Annotated in this window: 17 protein-coding genes and 1 pseudogene; 11 read left to right on the top strand and 7 right to left on the bottom strand. The window is 50.9% G+C overall.

All coding sequences use genetic code 11. From position 1 onward, the window contains the following. Positions 1-353: 353 nt before the first annotated feature. Complete coding sequence (locus N0M98_RS33030) at positions 354-1,757, bottom strand: hypothetical protein (protein WP_259620436.1); 1,404 nt, start codon at positions 1,755-1,757, stop codon at positions 354-356. Between the two features lie 247 nt (positions 1,758-2,004). Between N0M98_RS33030 and N0M98_RS33025 the strand changes: the two genes are divergently transcribed. Together N0M98_RS33025 and N0M98_RS33020 are read left to right on the top strand one after the other, a co-directional pair. Next, the gene (locus N0M98_RS33025; RefSeq protein ID WP_249865754.1) at positions 2,005-2,649 is read left to right on the top strand and encodes a TetR/AcrR family transcriptional regulator; all 645 of its coding nucleotides are present in this window, start codon (positions 2,005-2,007) and stop codon (positions 2,647-2,649) included. Positions 2,650-2,690: 41 nt separating this feature from the next. Then, positions 2,691-3,350, top strand: coding sequence for an MBL fold metallo-hydrolase (locus tag N0M98_RS33020; protein ID WP_259620435.1), 660 nt, complete (start codon positions 2,691-2,693; stop codon positions 3,348-3,350). Between the two features lie 85 nt (positions 3,351-3,435). Here the strand turns inward: N0M98_RS33020 and N0M98_RS33015 are convergent, their stop codons facing one another. Together N0M98_RS33015 and N0M98_RS33010 are read right to left on the bottom strand one after the other, a co-directional pair. Continuing rightward, positions 3,436-3,960, bottom strand: coding sequence for a DUF4367 domain-containing protein (locus N0M98_RS33015; protein ID WP_259620434.1), 525 nt, complete (start codon positions 3,958-3,960; stop codon positions 3,436-3,438). 171 nt (positions 3,961-4,131) lie between these two features. After that, positions 4,132-4,935 carry a Cof-type HAD-IIB family hydrolase gene (locus N0M98_RS33010; protein ID WP_249865752.1) on the bottom strand — a complete coding sequence of 268 codons (804 nt, stop codon included), beginning with the start codon at positions 4,933-4,935 and terminating at the stop codon, positions 4,132-4,134. A gap of 161 nt (positions 4,936-5,096) precedes the next feature. Between N0M98_RS33010 and N0M98_RS33005 the strand changes: the two genes are divergently transcribed. Next, positions 5,097-5,828, top strand: a complete 732-nt coding sequence (locus tag N0M98_RS33005; protein WP_259620433.1) for an SDR family NAD(P)-dependent oxidoreductase — start codon at positions 5,097-5,099, stop codon at positions 5,826-5,828. A gap of 73 nt (positions 5,829-5,901) precedes the next feature. Further along, a pseudogene (locus N0M98_RS33000) lies at positions 5,902-6,288 on the top strand (spore germination protein); the annotation flags it as partial. 104 nt (positions 6,289-6,392) lie between these two features. Here N0M98_RS33000 and moaA read toward each other — a convergent pair. The 3 genes from moaA to N0M98_RS32985 all read right to left on the bottom strand — a co-directional run bounded on the left by moaA (position 6,393) and on the right by N0M98_RS32985 (position 8,852). Then, positions 6,393-7,403, bottom strand: coding sequence for a GTP 3',8-cyclase MoaA (gene moaA / locus N0M98_RS32995; RefSeq protein ID WP_249865749.1), 1,011 nt, complete (start codon positions 7,401-7,403; stop codon positions 6,393-6,395). Positions 7,404-7,433: 30 nt separating this feature from the next. Continuing rightward, complete coding sequence (gene fdhD, locus N0M98_RS32990) at positions 7,434-8,240, bottom strand: formate dehydrogenase accessory sulfurtransferase FdhD (RefSeq protein ID WP_249866303.1); 807 nt, start codon at positions 8,238-8,240, stop codon at positions 7,434-7,436. 264 nt (positions 8,241-8,504) lie between these two features. Next, positions 8,505-8,852, bottom strand: coding sequence for a Na-translocating system protein MpsC family protein (locus N0M98_RS32985; RefSeq protein ID WP_259620432.1), 348 nt, complete (start codon positions 8,850-8,852; stop codon positions 8,505-8,507). 331 nt (positions 8,853-9,183) lie between these two features. Between N0M98_RS32985 and fdhF the strand changes: the two genes are divergently transcribed. The 3 genes from fdhF to thyA all read left to right on the top strand — a co-directional run bounded on the left by fdhF (position 9,184) and on the right by thyA (position 13,553). Further along, on the top strand, positions 9,184-12,126 hold the full coding sequence (fdhF, locus tag N0M98_RS32980; protein WP_259620431.1) for a formate dehydrogenase subunit alpha: 2,943 nt from the start codon (positions 9,184-9,186) through the stop codon (positions 12,124-12,126). A gap of 12 nt (positions 12,127-12,138) precedes the next feature. Then, on the top strand, positions 12,139-12,621 hold the full coding sequence (locus N0M98_RS32975) for a helical membrane plugin domain-containing protein (protein ID WP_259620430.1): 483 nt from the start codon (positions 12,139-12,141) through the stop codon (positions 12,619-12,621). Between the two features lie 137 nt (positions 12,622-12,758). Next, positions 12,759-13,553, top strand: a complete 795-nt coding sequence (gene thyA / locus N0M98_RS32970; RefSeq protein ID WP_249865745.1) for a thymidylate synthase — start codon at positions 12,759-12,761, stop codon at positions 13,551-13,553. A gap of 114 nt (positions 13,554-13,667) precedes the next feature. On the opposite strand, the gene N0M98_RS32965 is transcribed toward thyA, so the two are convergent. After that, entirely contained in the window at positions 13,668-14,582 is a 915-nt protein-coding gene (locus tag N0M98_RS32965) for a helix-turn-helix domain-containing protein (protein WP_259620429.1), read from the bottom strand. Between the two features lie 280 nt (positions 14,583-14,862). On the opposite strand from N0M98_RS32965, the gene N0M98_RS32960 reads away from it, so the two are divergent. From N0M98_RS32960 to N0M98_RS32945, 4 genes are all read left to right on the top strand, one after another. After that, positions 14,863-15,108 (top strand): hypothetical protein, encoded by a 246-nt coding sequence (locus N0M98_RS32960; RefSeq protein ID WP_249865743.1) that lies wholly within the window; start codon positions 14,863-14,865, stop codon positions 15,106-15,108. Positions 15,109-15,235: 127 nt separating this feature from the next. After that, positions 15,236-15,730 (top strand): dihydrofolate reductase, encoded by a 495-nt coding sequence (locus tag N0M98_RS32955; protein ID WP_283942837.1) that lies wholly within the window; start codon positions 15,236-15,238, stop codon positions 15,728-15,730. Between the two features lie 93 nt (positions 15,731-15,823). Further along, entirely contained in the window at positions 15,824-16,150 is a 327-nt protein-coding gene (locus N0M98_RS32950) for a hypothetical protein (RefSeq protein WP_249865741.1), read from the top strand. A gap of 352 nt (positions 16,151-16,502) precedes the next feature. Continuing rightward, positions 16,503-17,648 carry an LCP family protein gene (locus N0M98_RS32945; RefSeq protein WP_259620428.1) on the top strand — a complete coding sequence of 382 codons (1,146 nt, stop codon included), beginning with the start codon at positions 16,503-16,505 and terminating at the stop codon, positions 17,646-17,648. Positions 17,649-17,839 lie beyond the last annotated feature (191 nt).

The raw sequence follows: 17,839 nt of genomic DNA, 5'->3' as shown, positions 1-17,839 counted from the left end.
CTAAATGATCTTCAGGGATCCAATCGCTCAAATACATCGGAAACAATTCACCTTGTTCCGTGGAGTAAGATTTAAATTTTGCCATAAACCACACACCCTTTTTTACCAGATAAACAGATTACAGTTAAGTTTCGCGACGAAACTATGCTTTTCCTGTTTCGTCGGACAGACTCTTAGAAGCCTGGTGAAAAAAGAGCGGAGGGGCCATTTGAATCTGGAAAAGCGTAAGCGTTCGCCTTTGTAGACGGATTTACACCGCTGTAGCGGTTCAAAATGAAAAAGATCCGGCTATAAGAGCGAGTGGAAGCTTCTATCGACCGAAGGCTGCTTGTTTTTTTACCACGCTCTTAGCGCTACAGCAGAAAAATAGCGACGATCGTCGTTACGACCAGACCGATCACAACAGGCTTCAGGTTGCGTCTGGCGACCTCGAACGGATCGACTCCGCAAATGGCCGCAGCCGGGATCAGCGCCCAAGGAATCAGCGTGCCTCCGCCGACCCAGATGGCGGCAATTTGCCCGAGGGCGGTCAAGGTGGCGATACCGGAGCCGATGGCTGCCGAGAACAGCTTGGCGATCGAGCCCGCAAGAGAAATACCGGAGAAGCCGGAGCCGTCGAGTCCGGTGATGGCGCCGACCGTCGTTAAAGTAACCGCGCCGACCGTTTTGTTGATCGGAACCGCATGCGCCAAAGCGACGCCGAGGTCGTTGACAAGGCCGTTCGATCCGGCCGGCAGCACTTTGCCGAAGATGTCGATGAACGCCGAGTCGCCCAAGTAGAAGAAGGCGGCGATAGGAATGACGGGGCCGAAAATTTTAATTCCAAACTGCAAACCTTCGACCAAATAATCGGCCGACTTCTCCAGGCCGCGCTGTTTGTGCGCCGCCATGGAGATGGCGAGCATAATAAACAGCGCGGTTCCGCCGACCAGAGCCGTGGCGTCCCCGCCCTGCAGCTTCAGCAGGAACATCGCGGCTACGTCGGCGATGAACAGCACGGGGATCAGAATCGCGAACAGTACCCGTCCCGACGGAGATAAGGAAGACTCGGAGCCTTCCCGGACGGGCGGATCGACCTGCGCCGCGGACAGGCCCGTGCGGGCCGTCAGCTTGCCGCTTTTCATATCGCGGCGCATCATCCAGTAGGCGGTTACCGTTGTTACGACGCCCATCACAATAACTAGCGGTACGCTCGCCTCTATAACACTGCCTACCGGAATGCCGGCGGCGTCCGCCGTCAGCTTCGGCGCGCCCTGAATGACGAAATCGCCGGATAAGGCGATCCCGTGGCCGAACAAGTTCATGGCGACCGCGACGCCGAGCGCCGGCAGACCGACCCGCAGCGCCACCGGAAGCAGCACGGCGCCCATCAGGGCGACCGCAGGGGAGGGCCAGAAGAAGAACGAGATGACCATCATAAGGCCGCCGATGATCCAGAAGGCGAGCGCCGGAGTGCGGATGAAGCGGGCGAAGGGCGAAATCATCGCTTCGTTGATTCCGGTCCGCGATAACACTTTGCTCATCGAGACGATGACGGAGATGATCAATATGGTGCCCATCAATTCTTTGATGGCATAGATGAAGCTGTTGAACACACCGCTGACGGACTGGCTGAGCGAGTGGGTGGACAAAATCCCGAGCACAAAGATGCCGACGATGCAAAGAAGAGTCGTATCGCGCCGGAACACCATGAAGCCGATAATGAGAATAATGAACAGCAGGTAAACCCAGTGTAATGATAAAATGGCAACTTCCATGTAGAATCGCCTCCACGGGCCAAAGCCCAAGCTTTCGATACTACACGATATGCGCCTGTGCCCGGTTGGTGACGACGGATGGGGGCGTGCGGCAATTTTTTTAGCGGATAAATAATTATGAGCGGCTGCCGGAAAGGAAGACGAAAAAATTTTTTCGAAAAGGGGCTTGATAATAAAGTAACCATTGGTTATTATGTAACCATAGGTTAGTAACCGTTGGTTATAAAAAGATGCGGAGGTTAAATTGATGGAACAGCAGCGAAGGAAGACGCGGCAGGAGCTTCGTTCCGAGGAGACGAAAAGCAGCATCCGAGATGCGGCGGGGAGGCTGTTTACGGCCAGAGGCTACGATGCGGTGACGATGAGGGAGATTGCCAAGGAAGCCGGCTGCTCCCATACGACGATCTATTTGTATTTCAAGGATAAGGAGGCGCTGCTGGAGCAGCTCGCGCTTCCTCCTCTGATGGTGCTGGAGGAAACGATGCAAGCCGTCATGAATCGGCCGGAGCTCTCCTCCACGGAGGCTTTGAAAGAAGTCAGCCGGCAGTTTCTGCGATTCTGTCTGTCGCATAAAAGCATGGTAACGATCATTCTTAACGTCAAATCGGTGCGCGTCGACGAGGCCAATCCGGATGCCGACATCAACAGACGCCGCAACCGGATATTCGGCTGCTTCACGCAGATATTGAACCGGGTCATCCGACCGGCATCGGACGAAGAGAAGATTAACTATACGCGGATTTATTATTACATGCTGCACGGGATGGTCACGACGTATACGGAGAACGAGGAGCCGCTGGAACAGCTGCTGGCGCGGATTCTTCCGCTGCTGGATCAAGCGATCGATATTTTGCTGCTGGGCATGCAGGCAAAGCTGGAGCAGCGCGGCTGACCAGGCGGCCAAAGCAAATCCAAACCGGGGAGGAATTTTTTGTGAAAACCGTTCAAATTTCAGAGCATATTTGGAAGTGCAGCATTTGGGTCGGCATTACGGTCAGCGCATGGGTGGTGCAATCGGAGGATGGATTAACGCTGGTCGATACCGGCATTTCTTTAATGTCAGGCGGTATCGAAAAATGCTTTCGCCAATTGAACGCCCCGTTGCAGCGCATTTTGCTGACCCACGGGCATTCCGATCATTCCGGAGGCATCGTTCGCATCCGCAGCAAGTTCCCCGTCCCGGTCTATGCCCACGCCGAGGAGATTCCTTATATGGAAGGCCGGCTCCCTTATCCGGGCCGCAGCAAGGCGGAGAAGCTGGCCGAGCCGGGTTTGGTGCAGCCGCTGGACGATCGGGCCGCAGCCGCGGCGGGGCTCAGGACCGTTCACACGCCGGGCCATTCTCCGGGCCATGTCGCCTATTATCATGAACAAGACGGGGTGCTGCTGGCCGGCGATCTGTTCACCGAGAAGCGGGGCCGGCTGAACCGTCCGATGCCGATGTTTACGGCGGACATGAAGCAAGCGGTCGAGAGCGGGGCCGTCGTCGCTCAGCTGAATCCGAGGCTCGTCAGCGTATGCCACGGCGGCAATGTGCTCATCTCCAGCCCGCAGGAGCAGTACAAGGCATACGCGCTTGCGGCTATTAAGTGAGCGAAGGGAACGGAACAGGGACGAAGTTATTGATAATCATTTATTTCTGTTTCATTTTTGCGGAGATGCGTAAAACCCGGGCCCCTTACTTCATTGATTTAGCCAAATCAATCATTTCATTTTTAGTCAACCGAAGACTGTCCATTTCAAAATAAGTACCGCCGTCGACCCATCTTAGTATCCCGCCTTTGTCGGTGCTGGCCCATGCCTCAAATCGAGCTTCAATGCCGTTAAGAATAATTAGTTCGCCACTCTGACTCGGTATAAAATATTCTTTAATTTTAGTTATTCTCTCTTCTTTATTTTTTACGTCTATGACCATCTTTTCTCTGGTAATTTTGTAGCCATTTGCCCTATGCTGTTCAACGCCAATGACATAACTATCATTGCCGTCAAAGTAATGCAGCCTGACCATTGTAATTGTTTTGCTATAGTCAAGAGGGTACGGGTGTTTAACTATAACCTTCCATTCGTTATTTGTTGGGAGCATCAATCTGAAGTCCGTCTTTCCTTTGATTTCAGATAAAATGGCCGAACTATCCCCGACAGTATTTACGTTAAATGCGGGGCTCAACAAGAGCGAAATGTAAAGCAGAACATATTTAAACATAGGAAAACACTCCTATTTGTATTTCACTATAGAATACCCATTTTTCCCCAGGTTATGAATGTTCCTTTTTGACAAACAACAATATTTACAAAAAGAGCGTGCGAAAATCAAAAAGCCGCCTTCCGTACCCATACGGAAGGCGGCTTCTTTTGTATTCAATAAGAACGGCAATCAGGAGACAGTTTGCAAAATGAATTTGTCGACGACATGCTTGACTCCGTCTTCATTGTTGCTGAGGGTGACATAATCGGCGATTTGCTTCAGCGATGCCGCGGCATTGCCCATGGCGACGCCAAGGCCAGCCGCCTCCAGCATTTCCCGGTCGTTGGAGCCGTCACCGACGGCGATGACCTCGGACATATCGTAGCCGAATTGCCCGGCCAAATAACGCAGCGCATCGCCTTTCGTGCCTTCGCAGTTAATAATTTCCAGGAAATGCGGCTTCGATTTGGTAATGTGAATTTGACCCGGAATTAAGCTGCGCAGTTCTTTGGCTACTTCGTCCAGCCGGGCCGGATCGTCGATAATGAGCAGCTTGGAAGCCGGCTTGTCCGCAAGCTCGCCGAAATTCGGGTACACCGTATAAGGGATTCGCGATAATTCCGCGTACGCTTTAATTTTGTCGTTATCCTCTTGAACATAGAGCACATCGTCGTAATACGTTTGCAGATGAAGCCCGTTGTTTGCGCAATATTCGAAAATGATGTTGGCGGCGTCGCGTGGCACCGCTTTTTCATACAGGATGCTGCCGTCTCCGGAATTTTTGACAAGCGAGCCGTTATACGTAATGAGCGGCACGTTCAGCTCCAGTTGGGCGGCGAGCTGCTTGGCCGAAGCGTACATGCGCCCCGTCGCCAGCGTTACGGTCACGCCGCGGGCCATAGCCTCCTCAAGCGCCTGACGAGTGCCTTCGGTAATTTGTTTGGCTTCATTGATCAGCGTATCGTCGATATCGATAGCGAGCATTTTGTACATGATGATCCTCTCCCGTTTTCTTATCTGTCTACAGTTATTCATTATATCTTAGTTTAGCGCCGGGATGTTGACAATATTTCGGATAAAGGATAATTTTGTTACTAGATATTAGCACTAGATCATAATATCTGATTATAAATCAATGAGAGGAGATATGCGGTATGAAATATTTTATTATAACCGGAACATCCCGCGGGATCGGTTTGGCTTTAATCCGGCAGCTGCTGGCTTCGGGGCATACGGTTCTGGGCATTTCCAGAAGCCCGGCACGAAGCGAGCACGGCGACGGGAGAGGAGTATTCTACGGTTTCGAATACGATCTCAGCCGGTGGGAAGGGTTGGAGGCGTTGATGGACCGAATGCTTGCCTGCATCGATTTCCCTCGTGCTCAAATGGTCTGTTTGATTAATAACGCGGCAGTCATAGCCCCGCTATCTCGAATGGGAGAATGCAGCGCCGAAGCGATTGCGCATAACATGCAAGTCAATCTGCTTGCTCCGATGATTCTGACTTCGAGCTTTATGGAGCGAACGCGAAGCTCTAAGGCGGACCGCCGAATATTGAATATTTCCTCAGCCTCCGTGAAGCATCTCATTTCAGGGATGAGCTGTTACACCGCAGCCAAAGCCGGGCTCGACACATTCGCTCGAAGCGTTGGCTTGGAACAAGGGGATGACGGAGTTCGCATTGCATCGGTATGGCCGGGCATAATCGATACGGCGTTGCAGGAAGAAGCGAGAGGAGCGGATACCGTACGGTTTCCGAGCGCGGCCATGTTTTCCTCATTCAAGGACAAGGGAATGCTGTCAACTCCAGACGATACCGCATCCAAGCTGATCTCACTGCTGATGAGCGAATCGTTCGGCAACCAGCCGGTCATCGAGCAAATTTGACCGTTGCGGTATATTCCCACCACTCACTTTACATACTAAATTAAGATAATTTAACCGGAAACTGGGTGGGAGTATGGGGTTTTTCCATCATTGGCTAAGAGGGAGTCAGGATAACCGTACAAAGCAGCAGACAGATGATGTACTTAACGGTACTATTGCCTCTTCGCTTTCTGTAAATTTGCAGCATTTGTCCGCACTCTTTAACGGAATCCCGGAATTGGTCATAAGAACGTTACGGCTAAAGACAGGGCATGAAACGGCACTGGTGTATATGGACGGCCTTGCGGATAAAACGGCGATTAATACGGATATTTTACGCCCGTTATTGTTTCAGGAATGGAATGAAAACGACTTCTGGGAGTCTTCCGTGTCGGTCGGTCAAATCAAAAAGGTAGACAAATGGCCGGAAATTGAACAAGCCCTTTTAAACGGGAAAAGTATTCTGCTTTTAGATGGACAGACGGTAGAGGAGAACTGGCCGGCTGCATTTGCCAAGGCGGCCGTTACGGTATCGCCGGCTTTGAAAATTCTGGATCATGGAATTATTGAATAACAAGCACGAGACTATCCTCCAATATGCGACATTTCTATTTTGGGCAGCTGCTGCGAATGGATCATTCGATCTTCCGAATAGCTGTCCGACCGCGCTTGCCAAATATCTTCAATGAACCTGACAATTTCGCTATCCGTTTGATCCGATCGAAGAAGCGCACGCAAATCGTGGCCCCGGGAAGCAAACAAGCAAGTGTACAGCTTTCCTTCGGCGGAAATCCTTGCGCGTGAGCAGGTAGAGCAGAAAGCGTCGCTGACGGACGAGATGATTCCGATCTCTTCATTGCTCCCCTTGTAGCGGTACCGTGAAGCGACCTCGCCGTGATAAAGGGCGTCCACAGGCTCAAGAGGCATCTTCTCATGAATGATTTCCAGGATTTCCTTTTTGGTTACAACGTTATCCGGCTTCCAGCCGTTCGTATTGCCGACATCCATAAATTCGATAAAGCGAAGAGTCTGCTTTTTTTCACGGAAATAAGCTGCCATCGGCAAAATATCCTGATCATTGACCCCCTTTTGAACAACCATATTAATTTTCACTTTCATTCCTGCTTGCTCCGCCGAATCAATTCCATCCAAGACAGGCTGAACCCCGCTTTTCCCGCCGTTCATCGAGCGGAATCGTTGATCGTCCAGGGAATCGAGACTGACGGTAACCCGCATCAAACCGGCCGCCCGAAGCTCCTTAGCGTATTTGGGAAGAAGCACGCCATTGGTGGTCATGGCTATGTCTTCAACGCCTTCAAGCCGGCTTAGCGCGCGGATGAACGAAGCGACATCTTTTCTCATCAGCGGTTCTCCGCCGGTAATACGCAATTTTTTGACGCCCAAAGAGACAAAAATCCGGGCCAAACGGGTCATCTCTTCGTAGGTCAATATGCTGTCCCCAGGTAAAAATTTATAGTCCGGTCCGAAAATTTCAGAAGGCATACAATAGCGGCAGCGAAAATTGCACCGATCGGTAACGGATATTCTCAAGTCCCGCAGAGTACGATGCCGTAAGTCTTTCAATTGATGCTCCATCGTGTGGTCACCTCCATGTATCGTTATGTCTCATTGATTCAAAGCAATTCCCTCAATCCTTTGAGGATGAGTATACACATTTAAGCAATGATTGCGAATAAATCCGACCGTTGTGATTCCCAGTTCATCCGCCAGTTGAAGAGCAAGCTCCGTCGGGGCGGATTTCGAAAGAACGACCTCGCATCCGATCTTGGCAACTTTCAATAAGATTTCGGATGAGATGCGCCCGCTAAATACAATAATTTTCCCTGTTAATGAAACATTATGAATTAAACAATATCCGTAAATTTTATCCAGCGCATTATGCCTGCCGATATCCATTCTCGATAAAATAATGTCGTGTTTATTGCAAAGCGCGGCATTATGGACTCCTCCCGTCTCCTGGAAAATCTCTGCCGAACTTTGCATCAGCCCCATTAAACGAAAGCAATCGTCGAATGATAAAGTCACATTGATAGCCGCCATGACTTTTGCCGTTTTGGCGTCGTTGATAAAATAGAAGCCCTGACGGCTTTTTCCGCAGCAGGAGGTAATATAACGTTTCGAATGAAATTTTTGATAAAACTCATTCATTTTTTTCGTCTTGATATGAACGAAGCCCGCTTTGTCTTCAAACCAAATATCATCAATATCATCGTAACGTTGAATGACACCTTCAGAAGCCAGGAAGCCGATGGCCATATCTACGATGTGTTCCGGCGAACAGACCATGGTGGCAAACTCTTCCCCGTTGATTTTAATGGTTACAGGGTATTCGGTCACGATCTTGTCCTGCACACGCTCGACGGCGCCATGATGAAAACGGATGATTCCGCGCCTATTCTCGACTACATCCACATTATCCACTTCCCTTTTGGAAATTAAAAACAGCATCAACAAACTCATCGTTAGGAAGAGTCTGTCAATGCTGGTTAATCCCCCTACAATGACGTATAGGGAAATCAATCTAACACTAAGTATCGTGTATAAAGCATTCCCGGCCACCGGCAACACTTCATTCGGATTAGGAATCAGTCTAGGAAACTTATTCATTTGTATTATTATAATAAGGTTCGGTTGAAATGACAAATCGGAACTTTTTGGGGAAGATCGGCGCAGGCTTTACGGCTCTTGAATGTTATCTTCGAACACAAAAACGGAAATGGCGATGTCTTCCTCCACTTTCATATCCGAAAAGAGATGGACCAGCTTCGTTCCCATCAGTTGCTCCAGCTGCTCCGTGAAATCCGTCGTGTACGCTTTTTGAATCATTTTGGTTCGAGCCGCATGAACCATGTCTTTGCCGTCGGGATCGCTGGCGATAAATTTTTCTGTAGGCGTCATATTTCCATGAAGCATCGTGACGGCCATGTTGTCGACGAAGGTGGTATGAATGCGTTCGGGTCCTTTGCTGAACAAATCTTTTCGAACTTTCCTGATAAGCTCGTTGAATGCCGCTGTCTTCTTCATTTGTCCTTCCCTTCTTTCGAATCCAAATCAATGGCTTGATACTAAATAGGATACTAAAAACATAGGGATTGCAAAAGTCTCAAATTTAACAGGCAGAAATGGTTGGATTTTTTGAAAATCGGAGTTATAATAACATCAATCTATTAATCTCATTGATGCGCAGGCAGTGAATCTGTTTGCCGTTAATGCCTTTTTATGATGTCGGATTGGCGTTTAAGTATGAAGATGCTTGAATGACTACTCCACTATAAGAAACACGTGCCTTAACGTCGGACACATGTTCTTATGGTGGAGTTTTTTTATGCAATACCATGTGAAGGGAGTATTTATCATGAGCGAGGTCACAGTCAAAATTTCATTGAACGGAAAGGAGTACGATGTTCAAGCCGGATCAACTATACTTGAGGCAATCAACATAAACGATATTCCTTATCCTCAAATATGTTATGTTCCGGAAGTAGATCCTATTCGAACCTGCGATACCTGTATTGTGGAAGCAGACGGCAAGCTTGTGCGCTCCTGTTCTACGATCGTTTTGGACGGAATGAACATTCAGTTGTCTACGGAGCGCGCCAAAGAAGCACAGACCGAGGCGATGGACCGGCTGTTGGAGAACCATCTATTGTACTGTACCGTCTGCGATAACAATAACGGCAACTGCAAGCTTCATAACACCGCGGAAATGATGGGAATCGAACATCAAAAATATCCTTATAAACCAAAGGTCGATCCGAGTGAAGTCGATATGTCTCACCCCTTCTATCGCTATGATCCCAATCAATGTATCGCGTGCGGTCAATGTGTGGAGGTTTGCCAAAATCTGCAGGTCAACGAAACGCTATCCATCGATTGGGAAGCCGAACGCCCCCGCGTCATCTGGGACGACGGAGCCGCGATCAACGATTCCTCTTGTGTCAGCTGCGGCCAATGCGTAACGGTTTGTCCATGCAACGCTTTAATGGAAAAATCGATGCTGGGCGAAGCCGGATTTATGAGCGGAATCGACGACGACCTGCTTAATCCGATGATTAGCTTGATCAAAGAAGTGGAGCCCGGTTACAGCGGCATCTTCGCCATTTCCGAGGCGGAAGCCGCGATGCGTAAAACCCGCACCAAGAAAACGAAAACCGTATGTACGTTTTGCGGCGTAGGCTGCTCGTTCGAGGTTTGGACCAAAGGGCGCACCATTCTCAAGGTTCAGCCCGTATCCGAAGCTCCTGTGAACGGGATTTCGACCTGTGTGAAAGGGAAATTCGGGTGGGACTTCGTCAATAGCGAGAAACGTCTGACGAAACCTTTAATTCGTCAAGGGGAAGAGTTTGTTGAAGCGACCTGGGAAGAAGCGTTAAGCCTTATGGCTAGCAAGCTGGGAGCGATCAAAGAAACGTACGGAAGCAATGCGCTTGGATTTATTTCTTCTTCCAAGTTCACCAATGAAGAAAACTATTTGATGCAGAAATTAGCGCGGCAAGTTTTCCAAACCAACAACGTCGATAACTGTTCCCGTTACTGTCAATCCCCGGCTTCCTGGGGCCTGCAGCAGACCGGAGGAATCGGCGGCGACTCCGGTACGATCAAGGACCTTAGCCTGGCGGGTCTCGTCATCCTCATTGGATGCGCCCCGGCCGAAGCTCATCCCGTGCTCGCCACACGCATCAAGCGAGCGCATAAATTGCATGGGCAAAAGCTGATTTCCGTTGACCTGCGCAGGCATGAAATGGCGGACCGCGCCGACTTGTTCATTCGTCCGAAGCAAGGAACGGATTACGTCTGGTTATCGGCCGTCGCCAAGTACATGATCGATCAGAACTGGCATCATCCGAAATTTATCGAAGAACATGTGAATTTTTATCCGGAATATGTGAAGCTTCTGGAACGATTCACTCTCGATTTCGCCGAAAAGGAAACCGGCATTGCCAAAGAAACTTTGATAGAAATAGCGACAATGATTCGCGATGCGGACGGAACGGCGATTTGCTGGGGAATGGGCGTCACGCAAAACGTCGCAGGCTCTCATACGTCCGCCGCGATTGCGAATCTGCTTCTTGTTACCGGCAACTTTATGCGTACCGGCGCAGGAGCGTTTCCGCTGCGCGGCCACAATAACGTGCAGGGCGCATCCGACATGGGAACGATGCCGAATATTTTTCCGGGGTACCAGCCGGTTACGGATAACGGTATTCGCGCCAAATTTGAAGCGGCCTACGGCGTTGCGCTCCCGGGCGAACCTGGTCTTGACAATATTCAAATGCTGGAGGCGATCGATCGCGGCGAGCTTAAGGCCATGTATATAGCCGGCGAAGAGATGGCGTGGGTGGACGCGAATTCCAGACATACCCAGGACATGCTCTCGAAGCTCGATTTCCTTGTGGTGCAGGACGTGTTTTTTAGCAAGACAGCGGAATTTGCCGATATTATTTTACCCGCTGCGCCGTCGCTGGAGAAGGAAGGAACGTTTACAAACACCGAACGGCGCGTACAGCGGTTATATCAAGCGCTTGAGCCGCAAGGCGAAAGCAGGCCGGACTGGCGGATCTTCCAAGAAGTTGCCAGACATATGGGATTTGCCTGGAATTACGCGCATCCAAGCGAAATTTTCGCAGAGATGGCTTTGCTCACGCCGTTCTTCTCTCAGTGCGACTACGATGTATTGGCGGGCTGGAACAGCTTCCATTGGGGATCGCCCGACGGCAGCAACACGCCTATTCTTCATACCCGCGGCTTCAACTTCCCGGATAAAAAAGCGCGTCTGGCTCTCTTCGACTATATTCCTCCGGTGGAGTTTCCCGAAGAATTCGACTTGACGCTAAATAACGGCCGCCTGCTGGAACAGTTTCACGAAGGAAATCTGACCAACAAGTCCAAAGGGATTGTGCGTAAGCTGCCCGAAGTATTTGTGGAAGTATCGCCAAAGCTTGCGCGTGAACGCGGTGTCAAGGATGGCACCTTGGTGCGTCTGGAGTCGCCTTATGGAGCGATCAAGCTGCGAGCCGTCGTATCTGACCGGGTGGAGGGGAAGAGCATTTACGTTCCGATGCATTCGACCAGCCATGAAAACGCCGTTAACCTGTTAACCGGAGGGGCAGTCGATATCCGAACGCATACCCCGGCTTACAAGCAAACCAAGGTTCGGATGCAGATTCTGGAATTGGAGGGCAGCAATCCGCTGCCAAAAACCAGCCCGCGAAATAAAAGACGCCATCCGCAAAACGGGGTCGAAGTGCAGCGGAAATGGAATCGTCCCGGTTATGTTTCCTTGGTAGATCAAGAATAAGGGGGGTCAAGCATGGCAAAGCCTATTACAACAATTAAGAAGAACATTCCCACAGAAGAAGAAAAGAAAAAGGAATCGCTGGATCAGCTCGCCGCCGAGCTGGCCGATCACGACGCCGCACTCAAAAAGACGCTTGAGCTGGTTCGGGAGCTGCATGACAGCGGAATTCTCGAAGCGGTACATGCGATGTTGAAAGCCAAAACGGACATCGCCCAAATCGCCGTCGAACAGGCGACTCGGGAACCGGTCACCAATATGATCAATAATGTCATGGGGGCAGCGGGAGTCTTGGCGGAGATGGAGCCCGAGGTGACGAAAAAGCTGCTTGGCAGCATTTCCTCCGGTATGGAAGAAGCGAAGGAGCATCTGAAATCTCCCCAAAAAGTCGGGATGTTCGACCTGCTGAAAGTGATGAACGATCCGGACATCAACCGCGCGATCGGGTTTGGAATCCGGTTTCTGAAAGGAATGGGCAAAGGGTTAAAGGAGCAATAACGACGTGATGAATAGCTTGTTTTGAGCGCATCCTTAGTTTGGAGAGGTGTACTATAGTTAAAAACCTGGACTCGTTATATAATGATATGTACTAGCTTCATGCGCCGCGGCGAAGAAAATATCATTAGAGGTGAACGATGAGAGCGTATTTGGATCTGCTTAGCGATATATTGGAGAATGGCGTTCGTAAGGAAGATCGAACCGGCACAGGGACGATTTCTGTTTTTGGAAGGCAACTAAGAATGAATTTAGCGGAAGGGTTTCCGCTGTTGACGACGAAGAAGCTTCATGTCAAATCGATCTTTCACGAGCTGCTGTGGTTTTTGAGCGGGGATACGAATATCGGGTATTTACGCGAGAACGGGGTCACTATCTGGGATGAATGGGCCGACGAGAACGGCGATCTCGGGCCGGTCTACGGATCGCAATGGCGCTCCTGGCCAGCGCCGGACGGGCGGCATATCGACCAGATCGGCCAAGTGGTGGAGCAGATCCGGCGCAATCCGGATTCGCGCAGACATCTGGTCGTAGCCTGGAATCCGGCGGAGGTCGACAAGATGGCTTTGCCTCCTTGCCATTATGCGTTTCAGTTTTACGCAGCCGATGGGAAGCTATCTTGCATGTTCCAGATGCGCTCGGTAGACACGTTCCTCGGACTGCCGTTCAATCTCGCCAGCTACGCGCTGCTGACGCATATGATTGCTCAGCAGTGCGATTTGCAGCCTGGGGATTTGGTCTGGACGGGCGGGGACGTTCATTTGTACCTGAACCATTTGGAGCAGGCGAAGCTGCAGCTTGGCCGCGAGCCGTACCCGCTGCCGAAGCTGCGCATCGTCCGCAAGCCGGATTCGATCTTCGGCTATCGCTATGAAGATTTCGTCATCGAAGGGTATCAGTCGCATCCCGGTATAAAGGCTCCGATCTCCGTTTAATCTGCGTCAGCTTAGCGGTCCTCCCTAACCATCCGGGGGGCCGCTTTTTTGTTGCTTCAGCGGGCCCGGTCAGAGAAGGCACTGCCGAGAACGGGGCGCGCCCGAGGCCCAATTTCATTTTCTCGTCGATGTCCAAATGTCGGCCACGTGGACGCCGAGTTCGGAGGCGATGACCTGGGCCGTCAGCAGCTGCGGCCGCGCGATTTTGCCGTTGCGCAGCTTGGAGATAGTCTGGGCGGATATGCCGGTCGCCTCGGACAGGTTTTGCGCGGAAATATTTTTTTGCGCCATAATGACCTTCAGTTTTACGGAAGGCTCGGCGGTTTCCTCGTAAGGCTGCAGTTGGCTGATGACAAAACCGTATTCTTGAATGGCGCCGAAACCGTCGAAAAACGGGCACATCGTCATTTTAAGCTCCAGCTCCTGTTGAAAATAAGCGAGCCTGCTGGTCCTTAGCACCAGCTCCTTGGTTTGCCGGGTAAGACGAACCTCGTCCAGCGCCTGGCGAATTTTCGGATGATCCTCGGCGGCGATCAGCTCGAATACGGACATGTGTTCGAACCCGGCTTTGGAGCGCAGTTGAGGGTCGAAATACACATCGAACCGTTCCACGTAATTCGAGCTGTTCAATATGCCGGAGCATAGAACCGGACTGCGCTCGATTTGCTTCTCGATCCATTTTTTAGCGCAAATATTTTCCGCGAACACAATGAGCAGCCGCTCGTCGCCGTCGTCCATCCGATATGCTTCCACTTCGAAAAAGACGACCGACTTGTTTTGAGAGAAAATGGATATTTCCTTTCGTATATATTGGCGCTGCCGGAGCTGGGCCAGCTCGGAGGCGGGAGGAACGGAACGGTCTTCGGTCAGCAGTACGGACGGGTCGAGCTTCATCAAATCCGCTTTGCTGAACCCTGAGATGAGACAAAGCGCTTCATTGATTTCCACGAATGAAAGCTTGGTATCGTCGATTCGTATAATGCCCATCGGTTTTTTCACTATACGTACGAGGGATTCGATGGTCAGCAATATGGAGGCCTCCTTGTATAGAGTTAGAACTCCTAAAATTGGCACCTGCGGTTAAAATCACGGCTGCCGCGGTTTAAGCCGACGCGGTTTAAATGTTTAACCTCACTTGCTATTTTGGTCCCAAACCGCCGAAATCATGACTGCGGTCAACATCAGCGATGCGATTCGGCGATCAAAAGGTTTTAACGTTCATTTGATTCCTCGTATAATACAAAATGGTCTTGTCCCGCGCTGCATAGCCGGGAGGTTAATTTCAACGGCAAGAGAGGAAAAGCTCTTCATGAAATCATGCTCAATTGAAGGCTGCGACCGTCCGGTCAAAGCGAAACAGCTGTGCTCTACCCATCATCAGCGTTTGCTCCGCAACGGCAGCCCGCTCATAGTCCGCAAAAAGTCCAAAAAAGAACCGAAGCAATGCGGGTGGATTAACTGCAAGCAGTATGCCGTGTCGAAGGGCTACTGTCCGAAACATTATTATATTCATAAAAAATTTAAACAGCTTGAAGCCGAAGCCAGTCGAGGCTAGCGGAAAACCTGCAACGCGGGACTCAAGCCGCCGGCCCCGTCTCATTGCCGATTGAGGAACGATTCCCGCCTATGGTATCATAGCTTCATCATTTTCAAATACCTCAAGGATAGGGGCTAGACGGATGATCATTTCTTTTATTTTGGCCATGGACGAAGAACGCGGAATCGGAGTGGACAACCAGCTCCCTTGGCACTTGCCGGCGGACTTGGCTTTTTTCAAAAAAGTAACGAGCGGGCATACGATCCTTATGGGACGCAAAACCTACGAATCGATCGGGCGGCCGCTCCCCAAAAGACGTAATGTCATTATGACCCGGGACCCGAAGTTTGCCGCGGAAGGCTGCGAGGTCGTTCATTCGGTTGAAGAAGCGCTGCAAGTATGCGGCGGCCGGGAAGCGGAAGGAGAATTGTTCGTCATCGGCGGCGCGGACATCTTCCGCAGCTGGATGCCGGTGGCGGATAAAATGTATGTGACGCATATCGCTCACCGGTTTGCGGCCGATACGTTCTTCGGGGACATCGATATGGCCGAGTGGACGGTTGTCTCCAGGGAAAAGGGGCCGAAGGACGAGAAAAATCCTTACGATTACGAATTCGTCGTTTACGAGCGGCGGCGCTGAACGGGAATTGGCGCTCAAGGAATGAAGCAAGGAATGAAGCTTGGCGTTTCGGCGCATCTTAAGGTTGAGAATTCAACCGAGAGGAAGTGCCCCATGACAGAGGTTAACCAACATCAAATGCCGCTGCGTCATGTCATCGATAACGCCGAGAAAGCCATTCAAGTCGCCAAAGACGCCGAAATGGCCGTCCGTCATGCGCAATTGGAGTCCAACCCGAATAAGCTGGCCAGCGCCGTTGCCCAGTTGGAAACGGCGCAGCGCGCCGTGCAGCAGGCGCAAAGCCAGATCGATGCGCAGCTCGGATTTCATCACCATCAGCATGAACAGGAGCTGAAGCAGGTTCAGGAGCAGCTGAACCAGTCGCTGCAAAGCGTCGAAATCGTGGGGGACAACACCCAGCAGCCCAAGCAGATGCGTTAACCGCCGCTTAAGCTAGTGACCAGCAGCGTGCGCAAACAGCCTGAATTGCCGCAAGAGCCGGCGGTTCAGGCTTTTTCACCGTTCGCATGCCACAAGCGCGACAAGCATTAGCCGACTTTTTACCGCAAGTTTTGACAGCGGCAGCGAAATTTTAACCTTTTTGTCATCTTATTTTAAGGTTGAACGTATATAATCGTAATTGTCGGCTTTTTAATTGTTTAGGAAATGATGCGCAGCCATATCCTGCGGATATCCGGGGGCTCCCCCGAAAGTAATGTTCTGCATAGAAATGATGGAAATCGGCCCCTGCGGCAAACAGGGGCTCTGTTCTGAAATGAGGGATGCAGTCACCATGTACAAAAAGATTGTCAAAATTGCCTTGTCCTGTCTGTTGGTCGGTGTCGCGACGGTAGGAGTCTATGCCGCCGTTCTTTATAAGGATGCAAGTGAAGTCATCGATAAAATCGGGACGCCCGAACCGGTAGCGGAGGCCCAGTCGGCCAAAGTTAAACCGCTTACATTTCTATTAATGGGCATTGACCACAGAGAAAATGCGGGCGGCTTGAACTCGGACGTCATTATGGTCGTAACCGTTAATCCGAACGATCAGTCGGCGGCGCTCGTATCGATTCCGAGAGATATGGAGCTGGGTCCGGAAGGATTGCCCGAGCGGAAGGCGAATTATTATTATCCGTACTTTTACAATCTGAACAAGGATACCGCCTTTGACAACACGAAGCAGCTATTCGGCGATTTGCTGGATGTTCCTATCGATTATGCGGCAACTATAGACTTTGACGGCTTCCGTCAAACGGTCGATATTCTCGGCGGCTTGACCATCAATGTGGATATGGATATGCGCTATGTCGACGACGAAGACGGGACGAATATTAATTTGAAAAAAGGGATCGCCAAGCTGGACGGCAAGCAGGTGCTGGACTTTGTACGGTACCGCAAGTCGAACCGCGATACGCAGGAGTCGAGCGATTTCGAACGCAATCAGCGGCAGCAGCAGGTGATGGGCGAAATGCTGGGCGCATTGAAGAGCGCCGGAGGGATCAGCAAGCTTTCGCAAATTATCGAAACGCTGGGCAATCACTTGCGTACGGATGTACCGGCCGTGCAAATCCGCGATTTGATCAGCACGTATTTCCATATGGACCCTTCCAAGATTAACTATATGAATTTGGAAGGCGAGTGGGTAAGTCCGTATGTCATAGTGAAGGACGAAGACATTGAGAAGGCCAGCATGCTGCTCAAACAGCAGCTTGGGGAGACGGTGCCGTCCTTTACGGACAGAGGCGCCAAGGACGATTCGGTGACCGGCTCCACGTACGGCGGCGGGCGCGGGAACGGGAGCGTGAGCGGAAGCAAGCCGGCTGCGGGAAGCGGCTCGGGCAAATCGACGGTCAGCAGATCGACCTACGGAACGACTTCGGCTTCCGATTTTGCAAATCCGTACCGGACCATAACGCAAAATCCTTTGCCTTTCGATTAGGAGGAACGGCTCTATGCCCTATACGATAGGATGCTATCATGCTCATCATTCCAATATCGATTATCCTGAATTTCGAAAGCGCATAAGAATGCGGTGGCGATCATCCAGGAGCGGATCAACAACTGTGAATAAGTGGGAGTGGGACCAGCGAAATTTTGAAACCAATATCCACATGGGGATAACTCCCCCCT

It is taken from the genome of Paenibacillus doosanensis (genome assembly GCF_025060755.1).
Lineage (GTDB): Bacteria > Bacillota > Bacilli > Paenibacillales > NBRC-103111 > Paenibacillus_S > Paenibacillus_S doosanensis.
Note: the sequence above shows the minus strand (reverse complement) of the source record. Positions and strands in the feature narration are given on the sequence as shown.